The following is a 13,892-nucleotide window of genomic DNA, read 5'->3' as shown; positions in this document are numbered from 1 at the left end:
ACGGACGCTTTTGTCCTGCACCACCCGGAAGCAAAGTATTTCAATGTCTGAGTTGTTGACCGAAGTATCCGAATCAACGCTCGGTGGTGTCCTGTGGGACATGGACGGCACCCTGCTCGATTCGGAGAAGCTGTGGGACATCGCGCTTCGTGAGCTGTCCCTACGCCTGGGCGGACCGATGACGGAAGCGACACGCGTTGCCGTCATCGGTGCGTCGAGTCCCTTCGCCCTTGCGACGGTGTTCGACGCGCTCGGCCTGGAGAAGCATCCCGATGCCATCGCCGAGGCGAAGGACTGGATGTACACCCGCGTCGGCGATCTGTTCGAGGACGGCGTGACCTGGCGGCCAGGTGCTCGCGACGCACTGTCGACCGTGCGTGACGGTGGTCTGCGTTCTGCACTGGTCACCAACACCGAGCGAGTTCTGGTCGATCGGGCACTCGGCATGCTCGGCCGTGAGTTCTTCGACCATTCGGTGTGTGGCGACGAGGTCCCCAACGGGAAACCGGCAGCGGATCCGTACCTGCGCGGCGCGCATCTGCTCGGACTCGAGCCGGCGCAGTGCCTCGCGATCGAGGACTCGCCGACCGGCACGGCGTCGGCCAGCGCTGCGGGTTGCGCGGTGCTCGTCGTTCCGTGTGAGGTCGACGTCCCCGCCGGCCCTGGACGCGTGTTTCGAGAGTCCCTGTTGGACTTGTCCATTCACGATCTTCACGACGTTCACTCGAGCGCGGCACGTTAGGCTGGATTTGCTGTGGCTATTCCGAAAATTGTTCTCTTCTACCAGTTCACGCCGTTGGCGGACCCGGAAGCGATCAAGCTGTGGCAGCACAGCCTGGCCGAGTCCAACAACCTGACGGGCCGGATCATCGTCTCGCCGCACGGGATCAACGCGACGGTCGGCGGAGACATCGAGGATGTCAAGCGATATGTCCGTGGTACGCGTGGTTACGAACCCTTCCGTACCGCTGACATCAAGTGGTCGGACGGCCTCGGGAACGATTTCCCTCGTCTGAGTGTCAAGGCACGCTCGGAGATCGTGACGTTCGGTGCCCCCGACGAGCTGAAAGTCGACGAGAACGGTGTGGTCGGCGGAGGAGTTCACCTGGTGCCCAAGGAACTACACGAACTCGTCGACACTCGCGGTGACGACGTCGTGTTCTTCGACGGGCGCAATGCCTTCGAAGCCGAGATCGGCCGTTTCCGAGATGCGATAGTTCCGGACGTCGCCACCACTCGGGATTTCGTCAACGAACTCGACAGTGGCAAATACGACCATCTCAAGGGCAAAGCCGTGGTCACGTACTGCACCGGCGGAGTGCGCTGTGAGGTGTTGTCTTCGCTGATGCGCTCACGTGGCTTCGACGAGGTCTATCAGTTGGACGGCGGAATCGTCCGTTACGGCGAGACTTTCGGCGACCGCGGCCTCTGGGACGGTTCCCTGTACGTGTTCGACAAGCGGATGAACATCGAGTTCTCATCCGAAGCCAAGACACTCGGCGTGTGTGTCGATTGTGGTACTCCGACCCCGCGGTACCGCAACCGGATCGACGGCGACGGCCGAACCCTCGAATTGCTCTGCGAGAGTTGTTCACCAGACCTCGAGCAGGACTGAGCTGTGCCCAAGGCTCCGTTGCCGATCCGAAACGGTCTCGGACCTGACCGGCTGCGGATGCCGGCGGAGTCGTCGGCGCGGACCGTCCTCGAGCACCTGGTCGGCGAGCATCCCGGGGAGCGGGACCTGTGGGCGGACCTCGTCAGCGCCGGGGACGTCGTCGACGAGCACGGGCGGGAGATCACGAGCCGAACGCCCTATCAGCCGACCCGGTTCGTGTACTTCTACCGCGAACCAGCCCCCGAGATTCCGGTTCCGCACGAGATCGAGATCTTGTACCGCGACGACTCGATTCTCGTGATCGACAAACCGCACTTCCTGGCGACCATTCCACGGGGAGCGCACATCGTCGAAAGCGCAGTCGTGCGCTTGCGTCGTGACCTGGACCTTCCGGATCTTGCGCCAGTTCACCGCCTCGACCGGATGACGGCGGGTGTCATCGTGTTCACCGTGACACCGGACCTACGACGGCCGTACCAGGAACTTTTTGCCGAGCAGCGGATCGTCAAGGAGTACGAGGCGATTGCGGGCTTCGATCCGGAACTGACTTTCCCTCGCACGGTGCGCAGCCGCATCAACAAAGTTCACGGCGAGATGACGGCTACCGAAATCGCGGGCGAGCCGAACAGTGAGACCTCGATCGAACTGATCGAGGTGATCACCGACTCGGCCGGCCGGACGCTCGGGCGATACAGGTTGCTCCCACGGACCGGCCGGACCCATCAGCTTCGGCTGCACCTCAACTCGCTGGGCGTCCCGATCGTCGGTGACAATTACTATCCGGAGTATCTGCCCGCAGTGCCCGGTGACTTCTCGACTCCGTTGCGATTGTTGGCGCGAGCGTTGGAGTACCCGGATCCGATCACCGGGCAGACCCGCAGGTTCGTGAGTTCGCGCAGCCTCGACGCAGGCCTGTGAACACCGCTGTTCGTGGGCGTGTGAAAACCGCTTCCGTCCTCGTGAAAGAATAGCTACCCGTGAAGACCTTCGAATCCTTGTTCGCCGAATTGACCGAGCGCGCTGCTACTCGCCCCGAGGGGTCCGGCACTGTCGCCGCCCTCGACGCCGGTGTGCATGCTCAGGGCAAAAAGGTCATCGAGGAAGCCGGTGAAGTGTGGATCGCTGCGGAATACCAGAGCGATGAGCAGCTAGCCGAGGAAATTTCCCAGCTGCTGTACTGGACGCAGGTGTTGATGGTCGGTCGCGGACTGACCCTCGAGGACGTGTACCGACATCTGTGATCGGAGCTGACCAGCGAGATGTACTCCGTCTCGCTCGTCCAGGGCTTCCGATTCATGTCGTCTCACGTCACCCACACCCTCCGAAAGGACATCCACCATGCTGCGCGTAGCAGTTCCCAACAAAGGCTCACTGTCCGAGTCCGCCGCCGAGATTCTCAACGAGGCCGGCTACCGTCGACGCACCGATTCCCGTGATCTGACAGTCCTCGATCCGGCCAATCAGGTCGAGTTCTTCTTCTTGCGCCCCAAGGACATTGCGATCTACGTCGGCTCCGGTGAGCTGGATCTCGGCATCACCGGTCGTGATCTCGCCGGCGACTCGGGTGCTCCCGTATCCGAGCGTCTGTCACTGGGCTTCGGCCGTTCGTCGTTCCGTTACGCAGCACCGGCCGGCAAGGACTGGGCCGTCGAGGATCTGTCCGGCCTGCGCATTGCAACGTCGTACCCGAACCTGGTCCGTAAGGACCTCACAGATCGCGGACTCGACGCCACCGTCATCCGTCTCGACGGAGCAGTGGAAATCTCGATTCAGCTCGGCGTCGCCGACGCGATCGCCGACGTGGTCGGATCGGGTCGTACTCTCCGCCAACACAACCTCGTGGCTTTCGGTGAATCGCTCTGCGATTCCGAAGGTGTCCTGATCGAGCGCACCGGCGCTCCGCAGGACGATCCCGCCCGCAACCAGCTCATCGAACGCGTACGCGGAATTGTCTTCGCGCAGCAGAATCTGATGATCGACTACGACTGCCCGCGCACCATCCTCGACGACGCCATCAAGATGACTCCCGGTATGGAATCGCCGACCCTCTCACCGTTGGCTGATCCCGACTGGGTCGCGGTTCGCGCGATGGTCCCGATCAAGGGACACAACCAGGTGATGGATGCCTTGGCCGAACTCGGTGCCAAGGCCATCCTCGCGTCGAACATCCGCTCGGTACGCGCTTTCTGATCACTGCCTGAATAGATTTACGCGCATTCGCGCCCGTTCCTGTAAATCAGGAACGGGCGCGAATCTGCAAAGTCTGGGCGATACGGCCCACGGCACCCTGCTCGTCGTAGAGCACGCCCGCACACATGCCGACGCCGTCCGGACCCGTTGTGGTTTCGGCGGCGACACCGACCCACTCTCCCTCGGGCACACGGAAGATATGCACCGTGAGATCTGTGTTGAGGAACGTCCAGTGCTCCGGGTCGAGCTTGGCGCCGACCCCGTTTGAGATGTCGGCCACCGCGAACAAACGCTCGAGAGCAGACATCTTCTCACCCTCGACCAGCTCTGGCTTGGGGCGCGCCCATACCTTGCCGGTTCCCACGCACCCGATCGGAGCAATCCAGGACCAGTCGAGGGTCTTGAGATAGCCGACGCTCCACAGACCCTCGAGAACGCCCGGGGTGCCGCTGTCGCGGGGTTCGAGCGGGGGATCGACTACGTGGACGAAGTCGCCGGTATCCACCGTCTCCATCCGCCACGCCGTACCGCGCGCAACCGCGCGTGCAGATCCGTCGGCGGTGGTTGCCCACAGTTCGGCGACGATCAATTCGATTCGGCGACCGGGTCGTTCGATCCAGGACCGGACTTCGAGGTCGGCAATCGGAATCGGTCCGAGAATCTCGACGACGACGCGCGTCAGACGGGTTTCGTCGCGCGCACCGCACCGCTCGAGGGCTCGTACCAACAGCGCCGACGGGGGAGCGCCGTGCTGCAGTGTCGGGCCCCAGATGCTGACAGTTGCCTGCGTGCTCGCGAACCGCTCGTGCCCTTCCTCCGTCGTTCCGAGGTAGCGGTAGTACGAACTGTCCGTCATGTTATGAATTCTCCTTTGCGGCAACAGGTTCGGTGCTCAGCAGGTCCGGCCAACCTGGATACGGCGGAGGTGTTCCGCCGAACGAGGGGCACAGTGACTTGTGATCGCACCAGTCGCACAGTTTGCCAGGCTTGGGTCTGAAGTCTCCGGTCGCACCTGCTGCGAGGATCGCTTTCCAGATGGCGGAGAGGGTTCGCTCGAATCGGATGAGCTCGTCGTGATCCGGGGCGTACGTGAGAATCGAGCCGGAGGCCAGATAGATCAGGCGCAGTTGTGCGGGAACGATTCCGCGAGTGCGCAGCAGTACGAGCGCGTAGAACTTCATCTGGAAGAGCGCCTTGGATTCGGTGAACTCGCGAGGCGCTTTTCCGGTCTTGTAGTCGACCACCCGCACCTCACCCGTCGGTGCAACGTCTATCCGGTCGACGAAGCCGCGGAGTCGAACGCCGTTCTCCAATTCGGTCTCGACGTAGACCTCGCACGCCTCGGCATCGAATCGAGTGGGATCTTCGAGCGTGTAGTACGTCGCGACGAGCTTGCCGACTTCGTCGAGGAACGAATCCAGCTCGCCCTCCGGAACAAGGTCAGCGGCCTCGGGAGACTCGGCACTGACACGTTCCCACGCGGGACGGACGAGTTCGGCTGCGCGATCGGGAACCCGGTGACCGGTCGGGAGTGCAAACAGTGCTTCCAGTGCCGCGTGTACGACGGTGCCTCTGACCTGGGCTCTGGTTGGCGTTTCCGGAATTCTGTCGACTGCTCGGAAGCGATAGAGCAGGGGGCATTGTTTGTAGTCACCCGCCCGAGACGGAGAGAGCGCCGGCCGACTACGCGGGCGCTCGTGTGATGTTGCACCCGTTGGAGTGGGGGTTGGCAATTCGACAGAGCTCACACCTGGCAGGCTATGCGGTTGGTCCGACAACTCCGTCGGAGCCGGTGGCGAGGACACCGGAAACAAGCGAACAGGGATCATCTGCGCATGGCGAACGAGCTGCAACCAGAAGAAGGCACGACCGAAGTGGATGAGGTTGTGCAGTCCGCTGTCGCCGAGATTCCCGAACAAGAGCTTCCAGAAGCTGATCTCACTGCGCCGGGCAAGCGGCCGTCAGGTCCGTTCCGCGTCGGCGACCGAGTACAGCTGACCGACGGCAAGGGACGCCACTACACGATCGTTCTCGAGGCGAACCGCGAATACCACACCCACAAGGGCGGAATCGTTCACAACGATCTGATCGGTGCCGACGAGGGCAGCGTCGTCAAGTCGGTCAACGGCACGCCCTATCTCGCACTGCGCCCCCTGCTGGTGGACTACGTGCTGTCCATGCCGCGCGGTGCCCAGGTCATCTACCCGAAGGACGCAGCTCAGATCGTCCACGAAGGCGACGTGTTCCCCGGAGCACGCGTGCTCGAGGCCGGAGCCGGCTCCGGCGCACTGACATGTTCGCTGCTGCGTGCCGTCGGACCCGAGGGCAAGGTCATCTCCTACGAGGTCCGCGACGATCATGCCGAACATGCGGTTCGCAACGTCGAGACCTTCTTCGGGGAACGTCCGCCGAACTGGGAACTGACCATCGCCGATCTCGCCGAGTTCGATCCGGAAGCGCACGGAGGCAAGGTCGATCGCGTCGTCCTCGACATGCTGGCCCCGTGGGACGTCCTGCCTGCCGTCTCGAAGGCACTCGTGCCGGGCGGCGTGTTGATCGTCTACGTCGCGACCGTTACTCAGCTCTCGAAGGTCGTCGAGGCGATGCGGGAGCAGGAATGCTGGACCGAGCCCCGCTCGTGGGAATCGATCGTGCGCGGTTGGCACGTCGTCGGATTGGCGGTGCGCCCCGAACATCGGATGCAAGGCCACACCGCGTTTCTCGTGAGCGCTCGTCGTCTCGCCGAAGGAACTGTCACCCCGAAGCCGCAGCGGCGTGCGGGCAAGGGCTCGAACACCGCGGCCAAGTAGTCACACGAAAACAACAAGAGCGGCGATCCGGTATCCGGATCGCCGCTCTTGTCGTAGCTGGAAGTTATGCGGTGCAGGAAGCGCGGCCCATTTCCAGGAGCACGCATGCCGAGGTGTCGGACAGCTTCCAGGAGCCGTCTTCGAGCTCCCAGGTCCACGGGGTGGCCGGGGCGGCGCCGTGCGGGCTGACGACGGCGACGTCTGCGGTTGCGGTCTGACCGTCGACCTTGACGTTGTCCACGTTGAACGTGATCGCGTAGGCAGGGTTACCGCCCAGCGCAGCACTCATCGTCTCGATGTTGGCCTGACGCTTGGTTCCGTCGACCACCAGAGCGGTCTTCTCCTCGATCGGCTTGGCCGGATCGATCAGAGCGACGAGCGAAGCGTTGAGCTCCTCGGCCGTCGGAGCCGCTGCGGCAGCGGCAGCTGACGTCGTGGCGGAAGCCGAGGCCTTGGCCGTGGTGCTCGAGGCGGCGGCGGAAGTCGAACTTGCAGCCGTCGAATCCTTGTTGTCGTCCGAGCTGCATGCACCCATGGTCAGGACGGCAGCGACAGCACAAGCGCTGATGAGAGTCTTGCGGATGATCACAGCGTTACCTTTCGTTGTAAAGAGAGACAGGCGCTGTCTCCATCTTGTAGGCAAGGCTAACATGACCAAATTCTGGCTCGAGACCAGTCGGCACGGTCCGCGCGCAGGTGTGAATTCGCACTCGCGCACCGTGTCTGGCGACAGTTGGGGCCTTATGCCGGTAGCGTTGATGGATCGCACTGGGAGGAGACGCACATGAGCTCGACAGAGAACCCGGATTCGGTTGCGGCAGCAGAAGAACTCCACGCGCTACGAGTGGAAGCACAAGTACTGCGCCGACAACTTGCACAATCGCCGGAGCAGGTGCGTGAGCTGGAGTCGAAGGTGGACTCGTTGTCCATCCGAAACAGCAAGTTGATGGACACCCTCAAAGAGGCCCGTCAGCAGCTCATCGCGCTTCGTGAAGAAGTCGACAGACTCGGTCAACCGCCGAGCGGTTACGGAGTCCTTCTCTCGGTACACGAGGACAAGACCGTCGACGTGTTCACGTCGGGTCGCAAGATGCGGTTGACGTGCTCACCGAACATCGACACGGACACCCTCGCCCTCGGGCAGACGGTTCGCCTCAACGAGGCACTCACCATCGTCGAGGCCGGCACCTACGAGCAGGTCGGTGAGATCAGCACGCTCCGTGAGGTACTCGACGACGGACTGCGCGCACTGGTGGTCGGTCATGCCGACGAAGAGCGCATCGTCTGGCTCGCAGCGCCGTTGGCGGCCGTCTTCGCCGACCCCGAAGCCGACATCATCGCGTACGACGCCGATTCTCCGACCAGGAAACTGCGTCCGGGTGACTCATTGCTCGTCGACACCAAGGCCGGGTACGCCTTCGAGCGCATCCCGAAGGCCGAGGTCGAAGATCTGGTTCTCGAGGAAGTTCCGGACGTTCACTACGACGACATCGGTGGTCTCGGGCGTCAGATCGAGCAGATCCGTGATGCCGTCGAACTCCCGTTCCTCCACAAGGATCTGTTCCACGAGTACTCGCTGAGGCCGCCGAAGGGTGTACTGCTCTACGGTCCGCCTGGTTGCGGCAAGACGCTCATCGCCAAGGCCGTCGCCAACTCGTTGGCCAAGAAGATCGCCGAAGCCCGCGGTCAGGACAGCAAGGACGCCAAGTCCTACTTCCTGAACATCAAGGGCCCGGAACTTCTGAACAAGTTCGTCGGCGAAACCGAGCGTCACATCCGGATGATCTTCCAGCGTGCTCGTGAGAAAGCGTCCGAGGGCACTCCGGTGATCGTCTTCTTCGACGAGATGGACTCGATTTTCCGTACCCGTGGTTCGGGAGTCTCCTCCGACGTCGAGACAACGGTTGTTCCGCAGCTGCTCAGCGAGATCGACGGCGTGGAAGGGCTCGAGAACGTCATCGTCATCGGCGCCTCCAACCGTGAGGACATGATCGACCCGGCCATCCTGCGTCCCGGCCGACTGGACGTGAAGATCAAGATCGAGCGCCCCGACGCGGAATCGGCTCAGGACATCTTCTCGAAGTACCTGGTGGACGGTCTGCCGATCAATGCAGACGACCTCGCCGAGTTCGGTGGAGATCGCACTGCATGCTTGAAGGCGATGATCGTTCGCGTCGTCGATCGCATGTACGCGGAGAGCGAAGAGAATCGTTTCCTCGAGGTCACGTACGCCAACGGCGACAAGGAAGTTCTGTTCTTCAAGGACTTCAACTCGGGGGCGATGATCCAGAACATCGTCGACCGCGCCAAGAAGTACGCGATCAAGTCTGTGCTCGACACCGGTGCTCCGGGCTTGCGTGTGCAGCACCTCTTCGATTCCATCGTCGACGAGTTCGCCGAGAACGAGGATCTGCCCAACACCACCAATCCTGATGACTGGGCACGTATTTCGGGCAAGAAGGGTGAGCGGATCGTCTACATCCGCACTCTCGTCACGGGCAAGAACGCCAGTGCAAGCCGCGCGATCGACACGGAGTCGAACACGGGCCAGTACCTGTAGCGAAACGAACATCGATCGGGCCGGCCACTCCGCGAGAGTTGTCGGCCCGATCTCTGCGTCGCTGCCGTTGACTTCGTTGCGATTGGACCGGTCGGTCGCGCTGGTTTAGAGTCCCGCCGTGCAGATACATCTTCGACACAATCCGTCGTCCACAGTCGCTCGCTGCTACCTCGCGCCCGGCGAACCGCTGCGCGTGGAGAGCGGGGCGATGCTCGCGCATTCTGCCGGCGTAGTTCTCGAAGCGAAGGCGCAGGGCGGCGTCCTGCAGGGACTCAAGCGGTCGATGCTGAGCGGCGAATCATTTTTCGTCACGACGTATACCGCTCCGCCGCAAGGTGGTTGGGTCGACGTGACTGGTGTGCTTCCCGGAGATCTGATCCCGCTGACCATCACCTCTGATCGCCCGTTCTTCCTCAACCGTGGAACCTGGTTGGCCAACTCCTACGGTGTGACGGTCGAGTCCAAGTGGGGCGGCATGTCCAACCTCTTCGGCGGTGAGGGAGGCTTCGGCCTGCGGGCAAGTGGCGACGGTGAAGTAGTGCTGGCCGTCTACGGCGCGATCGACGTCATCGACTTGCAGCCAGGCGAGACGGTCACGATCGATACCGGTCACGTGGTCGCCTACGACCTCGGCATGAATTTCAACATGCGGCGCGCCGTTCAGGGGCGCACCATTCAGTCGATGAAGTCCGGTGAAGGATTTGTCTTCGACTTCACCGGCCCAGGACGCGGTCTCGCGCAGACCCGCAACCCCAGCGCGTTCACTGCTTGGCTCTCGGCGATCACCCCGGGCTGATCACAGGTCCCACCAGTGTTCAGTCCCAGCGGTGTTCAGCTCCAGCAATAGTCGGCCAGCAGCGCGCGTGAGTCCGGAACGAACGGCCACGACGGGTCCTGCAGGTGGGCGCCGAGTTCTTTCGGCGTCCACCACCAACCTTCGGCGATCTCGCTGGGCTGATGTGCCATCGGCCCGTCGTACCTGAGTTCGAACGCAAACAGGTGACAGCGCAACGGAGAGTTGTTCCACTCGCCGTCCCAGGATTTTCGAGCGATCTCCGTCAGTCGGAGTGGCTGGTCTGCCGTTCCGAAGATTCCGAGTTCTTCACCGACTTCACGGATCGCAGTTTCCTGCGGCGTCTCACCTGGATCGACGACACCTCCGGCCAGACAGTCGTGATAGCCCCCGAACACCGCTTTCGTGTCGGTTCGGCGATGGACGTAGATGCGGGAGCCGTCCCCGGTACGAACCAGGACGCCCGCACTCGCGTGCCAGAGCCCACCCGAGTAGACGACGGAACGTGGTGCTCGGCCGATCGGATTACCCGTCCGGTCGTACACGGCGACTACCTCGTCCGCGGGATTCAGGTCTGCGGTGAGAGGTTGGTGCATTCCTCCAACTGTGCCACGCCTGTGGGTGCCGCGCCGCAATCACATAGGCTCTTGTGTCATGCAGCGGATCATCGGTGTCGAGGTCGAATACGGAATATCTTCACCCAGTGAGCCGTCGGCGAATCCGATTCTCACTTCAACCCAGGCGGTGCTTGCCTACGCCGCCGCAGCGGGCGTGCCACGGGCCAAGCGCACACGCTGGGATTACGAGGTCGAATCTCCGCTGCGAGATGCCCGAGGCTTCGATCTGGGGCGAATGAGCGGTCCCGCGCCGGTGATCGACGCGGACGAGATCGGCGCCGCGAACATGATTCTCACCAACGGGGCACGGTTGTACGTCGACCACGCACATCCGGAGTATTCGGCGCCCGAGGTCGCCGACCCGCTCGACGCCGTGATCTGGGACAAGGCCGGCGAACGCGTCATGGAAGCGGCTGCGCGGCACGCATCCAGCGTGCCGGGTGCGCCACGGCTACAGCTGTACAAGAACAACGTCGACGGCAAGGGTGCCTCGTACGGCACGCACGAGAACTACCTCTGCTCACGTGAGACCCCGTTCGCCTCGATCGTGACCGGATTGACGCCGTTTTTCGCGTCCCGGCAGGTGATCTGCGGTTCCGGTCGTGTGGGTCTCGGTCAGTCCGGGGACGAGGCCGGATTCCAGCTTTCGCAGCGATCCGACTACATCGAGGTCGAAGTAGGCCTCGAGACCACGCTCAAGCGCGGAATCATCAACACCCGCGACGAACCGCACGCGGATGCGGACAAGTATCGCCGCCTGCACGTCATCATCGGTGACGCGAACCTCGCGGAGATGTCGACGTACCTCAAAGTTGGAACAACGGCGCTGGTACTCGACCTGATCGAGGCAGGTGTCGACCTCACCGATCTGCAACTGGCGCGTCCGGTCACCGCCGTCCACCACATCAGTCACGACCCCACTCTGCGCAAGACCGTTGCGCTGGCCGACGGACGTGAACTGACAGGGCTTGCGCTGCAACGCATTTACCTCGAACGTGTCTCGAAGTTCCTCGACCGTGAGACCGATCGTGATCCGCGAGCGGACGATATCGTCGCCAAGTGGGCGATGGTTCTCGATCTCCTCGAGCGCGATCCCATGGAGTGCGCGAACATCCTCGACTGGCCGGCCAAACTGCGTCTGCTCGAAGGGTTCCGCAATCGTGAGGGACTCGCGTGGTCGGCGCCGCGATTGCATCTGGTGGATCTGCAGTACTCCGACGTGCGACTCGACAAGGGCCTGTACAACCGCCTGGTTGCTCGCGGCTCCATGGAGCGGCTTGTCACCGAACAGCAGGTTCTCGACGCGGTCACGAACCCTCCCACCGACACTCGCGCATACTTCCGGGGCGAGTGCCTACGCCGATTCGGTGCCGATATCGCGGCCGCGAGCTGGGATTCGGTCATCTTCGATCTCGGCGGTGAATCGTTGATCCGTATCCCCACCCTCGAGCCGCTTCGAGGTACCAAAGCGCACGTCGGAGCGTTGCTCGACTCCGTGGACAGCGCCGCGGAACTGGTTGATCAGCTCACTCACTGAAATCAGCCGATGCGGCTCGCCGTCGCGTCTCTCCACACCTGACGGTGCCGCTCGGTAGGGTGAAGGTCCGAGCGGGATCAGTTACCGACTCTGCTGGGCCGAACAGGATGCTCGCGAGAGCTCCCTTCACACAAGGAGGTCGACGGCGATGGCTCAAGAACAGACGCAGCGTGCCGGTGGCGGCGAAGACGACGAAACCACTGGTGGCGACGGCAGTGCCGGCCAGGAACGTCGCGAGAAGCTCGCTGCAGAAACCGACGACCTGCTCGACGAGATCGACGACGTGTTGGAAGAGAACGCCGAGGACTTCGTCCGTGCCTACGTCCAGAAGGGCGGCCAGTGACGGTGGATCGCGCGCCCCGGATCACAGACGGGGACACACGGTTGAGCTTCGGCTCGAATCTGTCGTCATTCTCGGAATACCTTCGGGTGCATGCACCGGAGCATCTTCCGCAGAACCGCTTCGCCGACACAGGAGGTGTTGTCATGGGCGGGGGAGACGTAGCTCCGCACGGCACCACCATCGTCGCGATCAGCTATGCGGGTGGTGTTCTGCTCGCGGGTGATCGCCGAGCGACGATGGGCAATCTCATCGCCAGCCGTGACGTGCAGAAGGTGTACGTCACGGACGACTACTCGGCTGCGGGTATTGCCGGTACGGCCGGGATCGCAATCGAACTGGTCCGGCTCTTCGCGGTCGAGCTCGAACATTACGAGAAGATCGAAGGCGTCCCACTCACTTTCGACGGCAAGGCCAATCGACTTTCGTCGATGGTTCGAGGAAATCTCGGAGCAGCGATGCAAGGTTTGGCGGTTGTGCCACTGCTCGTGGGTTACGACCTGGACGCGGTCGATCCGTCCACCGCCGGTCGCATCGTCTCCTACGACGTCGTCGGTGGGCGATACGAGGAGCGCGCGGGCTATCACGCAGTCGGATCCGGCTCCCTGTTCGCGAAATCGGCGCTCAAGAAGCTGTATTCACCGGGAATCGACGAGGACACCGCGCTTCGGTTCGCCGTCGAGGCGCTGTACGACGCGGCAGATGACGATTCGGCTACCGGTGGTCCTGATCTGACACGAGGGATCTATCCGACGGCGGTCACCATCACCTCGGCCGGCGCTGTGGAGTTGTCGCCCACCAGGGCTGCCGAGATCGCCAGGGAGATCGTCGCGGCTCGCACTGCGACCGCGAGTCCGGAAGGGGAGTCTGCGCTATGACGATGCCGTATTACGCATCAGCCGAACAGATCATGCGCGATCGTTCGGAATTGGCGCGCAAGGGAATTGCCCGCGGGCGCAGCGTCGTCGTTCTCACCTACCGCGACGGAGTGCTCTTTGTCGCCGAGAACCCGTCGCGTGCTCTGCACAAGGTCAGCGAACTGTACGACCGTCTCGGATTCGCGGCAGTGGGCAAGTACAACGAGTTCGAGAATCTGCGCCGCGCGGGCATCGTCCACGCAGACATGCGTGGGTACTCGTACGACCGTCGGGACGTCACCGGGCGTTCGCTCGCCAATGCGTACGCACAAACCCTGGGAACGATCTTCACCGAGCAGCCCAAGCCGTACGAGGTCGAGATCTGTGTTGCCGAGATCGGTCGCTTCGGAAGCAGTACGCCGGCTCAGCTCTACCGGATCACGTACGACGGATCCATCGCGGACGAGCAGGAATTCGTGGTCATGGGCGGCACGACCGAACCGATCGTGACGGCGATGCGCGAGTCGTACCAGCGAGACCTCGACCTCGAATCCGCAGTGCGGATTGCAGTCG

General features: G+C 62.8%; 16 protein-coding genes. 12 read left to right on the top strand and 4 right to left on the bottom strand.

The window, feature by feature from the left end; translation table 11 throughout:
- The first annotated feature begins 43 nt into the window (after positions 1-43).
- The 5 genes from RWT78_RS22450 to hisG all read left to right on the top strand — a co-directional run bounded on the left by RWT78_RS22450 (position 44) and on the right by hisG (position 3,805).
- On the top strand, positions 44-742 hold the full coding sequence (locus RWT78_RS22450) for an HAD family phosphatase (RefSeq protein ID WP_007729900.1): 699 nt from the start codon (positions 44-46) through the stop codon (positions 740-742).
- Positions 743-754: 12 nt separating this feature from the next.
- A complete protein-coding gene (locus RWT78_RS22445) occupies positions 755-1,615 on the top strand; it encodes a rhodanese-related sulfurtransferase (protein WP_042450983.1) in 861 nt (286 codons plus the stop codon).
- A 57-nt stretch (positions 1,616-1,672) separates the two neighbouring features.
- A complete protein-coding gene (locus tag RWT78_RS22440; RefSeq protein ID WP_256932261.1) occupies positions 1,673-2,533 on the top strand; it encodes a pseudouridine synthase in 861 nt (286 codons plus the stop codon).
- Positions 2,534-2,592: 59 nt separating this feature from the next.
- The gene (locus tag RWT78_RS22435) at positions 2,593-2,856 is read left to right on the top strand and encodes a phosphoribosyl-ATP diphosphatase (RefSeq protein WP_003944933.1); all 264 of its coding nucleotides are present in this window, start codon (positions 2,593-2,595) and stop codon (positions 2,854-2,856) included.
- A 97-nt stretch (positions 2,857-2,953) separates the two neighbouring features.
- On the top strand, positions 2,954-3,805 hold the full coding sequence (gene hisG, locus RWT78_RS22430; RefSeq protein ID WP_314680873.1) for an ATP phosphoribosyltransferase: 852 nt from the start codon (positions 2,954-2,956) through the stop codon (positions 3,803-3,805).
- A gap of 46 nt (positions 3,806-3,851) precedes the next feature.
- On the opposite strand, the gene RWT78_RS22425 is transcribed toward hisG, so the two are convergent.
- Positions 3,852-4,661: a thioesterase family protein gene (locus tag RWT78_RS22425; protein WP_314680871.1), complete on the bottom strand. Its 810-nt coding sequence runs from the start codon at positions 4,659-4,661 to the stop codon at positions 3,852-3,854.
- 1 nt (position 4,662) lies between these two features.
- The gene (locus tag RWT78_RS22420) at positions 4,663-5,553 is read right to left on the bottom strand and encodes a RecB family exonuclease (protein ID WP_370852750.1); all 891 of its coding nucleotides are present in this window, start codon (positions 5,551-5,553) and stop codon (positions 4,663-4,665) included.
- Between the two features lie 138 nt (positions 5,554-5,691).
- On the opposite strand from RWT78_RS22420, the gene RWT78_RS22415 reads away from it, so the two are divergent.
- The gene (locus RWT78_RS22415; RefSeq protein WP_007729892.1) at positions 5,692-6,615 is read left to right on the top strand and encodes a tRNA (adenine-N1)-methyltransferase; all 924 of its coding nucleotides are present in this window, start codon (positions 5,692-5,694) and stop codon (positions 6,613-6,615) included.
- Positions 6,616-6,679: 64 nt separating this feature from the next.
- Here the strand turns inward: RWT78_RS22415 and RWT78_RS22410 are convergent, their stop codons facing one another.
- Positions 6,680-7,204 carry a hypothetical protein gene (locus tag RWT78_RS22410; protein ID WP_003944789.1) on the bottom strand — a complete coding sequence of 175 codons (525 nt, stop codon included), beginning with the start codon at positions 7,202-7,204 and terminating at the stop codon, positions 6,680-6,682.
- Between the two features lie 195 nt (positions 7,205-7,399).
- Between RWT78_RS22410 and arc the strand changes: the two genes are divergently transcribed.
- Positions 7,400-9,175, top strand: a complete 1,776-nt coding sequence (arc, locus tag RWT78_RS22405; RefSeq protein ID WP_003944870.1) for a proteasome ATPase — start codon at positions 7,400-7,402, stop codon at positions 9,173-9,175.
- A gap of 118 nt (positions 9,176-9,293) precedes the next feature.
- The gene (locus RWT78_RS22400; RefSeq protein WP_314680859.1) at positions 9,294-9,971 is read left to right on the top strand and encodes a TIGR00266 family protein; all 678 of its coding nucleotides are present in this window, start codon (positions 9,294-9,296) and stop codon (positions 9,969-9,971) included.
- Positions 9,972-10,006: 35 nt separating this feature from the next.
- Here RWT78_RS22400 and RWT78_RS22395 read toward each other — a convergent pair whose 3' ends face one another.
- Complete coding sequence (locus RWT78_RS22395) at positions 10,007-10,564, bottom strand: NUDIX domain-containing protein (protein WP_007729886.1); 558 nt, start codon at positions 10,562-10,564, stop codon at positions 10,007-10,009.
- Between the two features lie 58 nt (positions 10,565-10,622).
- Between RWT78_RS22395 and dop the strand changes: the two genes are divergently transcribed.
- From dop to prcA, 4 genes are all read left to right on the top strand, one after another.
- A complete protein-coding gene (gene dop / locus RWT78_RS22390; RefSeq protein WP_003944852.1) occupies positions 10,623-12,122 on the top strand; it encodes a depupylase/deamidase Dop in 1,500 nt (499 codons plus the stop codon).
- Between the two features lie 148 nt (positions 12,123-12,270).
- A complete protein-coding gene (locus RWT78_RS22385) occupies positions 12,271-12,465 on the top strand; it encodes a ubiquitin-like protein Pup (protein ID WP_003944925.1) in 195 nt (64 codons plus the stop codon).
- Positions 12,462-13,340, top strand: a complete 879-nt coding sequence (gene prcB / locus RWT78_RS22380; protein ID WP_054187394.1) for a proteasome subunit beta — start codon at positions 12,462-12,464, stop codon at positions 13,338-13,340. Before RWT78_RS22385 ends, prcB begins: the two co-directional genes overlap by 4 nt.
- Positions 13,337-13,892 (top strand): proteasome subunit alpha (prcA, locus tag RWT78_RS22375; protein ID WP_314680849.1); only part of this gene is annotated, 556 nt, incomplete at its 3' end. The genes prcB and prcA, both read left to right, overlap by 4 nt.

It is taken from the genome of uncultured Rhodococcus sp., assembly GCF_963525155.1.
Lineage (GTDB): Bacteria > Actinomycetota > Actinomycetes > Mycobacteriales > Mycobacteriaceae > Rhodococcus_F > Rhodococcus_F qingshengii.
The sequence above is the reverse complement of the archived record's forward strand: the minus strand, read 5'-3'. Positions and strand labels throughout refer to the sequence as shown.

What these genes read in the sequence shown, in the direction of transcription:
- RWT78_RS22450 (WP_007729900.1), top strand. Translation starts at nt 44, where the DNA reads ATGTCTGAGTTGTTGACCGAAGTATCCGAATCAACGCTCGGTGGTGTC.
- RWT78_RS22440 (WP_256932261.1), top strand. Translation starts at nt 1,673, where the DNA reads ATGCCGGCGGAGTCGTCGGCGCGGACCGTCCTCGAGCACCTGGTCGGC.
- hisG (WP_314680873.1), top strand. Translation starts at nt 2,954, where the DNA reads ATGCTGCGCGTAGCAGTTCCCAACAAAGGCTCACTGTCCGAGTCCGCC.
- RWT78_RS22425 (WP_314680871.1), bottom strand. Translation starts at nt 4,661, where the DNA reads ATGACGGACAGTTCGTACTACCGCTACCTCGGAACGACGGAGGAAGGG.
- arc (WP_003944870.1), top strand. Translation starts at nt 7,400, where the DNA reads ATGAGCTCGACAGAGAACCCGGATTCGGTTGCGGCAGCAGAAGAACTC.
- RWT78_RS22395 (WP_007729886.1), bottom strand. Translation starts at nt 10,564, where the DNA reads ATGCACCAACCTCTCACCGCAGACCTGAATCCCGCGGACGAGGTAGTC.
- dop (WP_003944852.1), top strand. Translation starts at nt 10,623, where the DNA reads ATGCAGCGGATCATCGGTGTCGAGGTCGAATACGGAATATCTTCACCC.
- RWT78_RS22385 (WP_003944925.1), top strand. Translation starts at nt 12,271, where the DNA reads ATGGCTCAAGAACAGACGCAGCGTGCCGGTGGCGGCGAAGACGACGAA.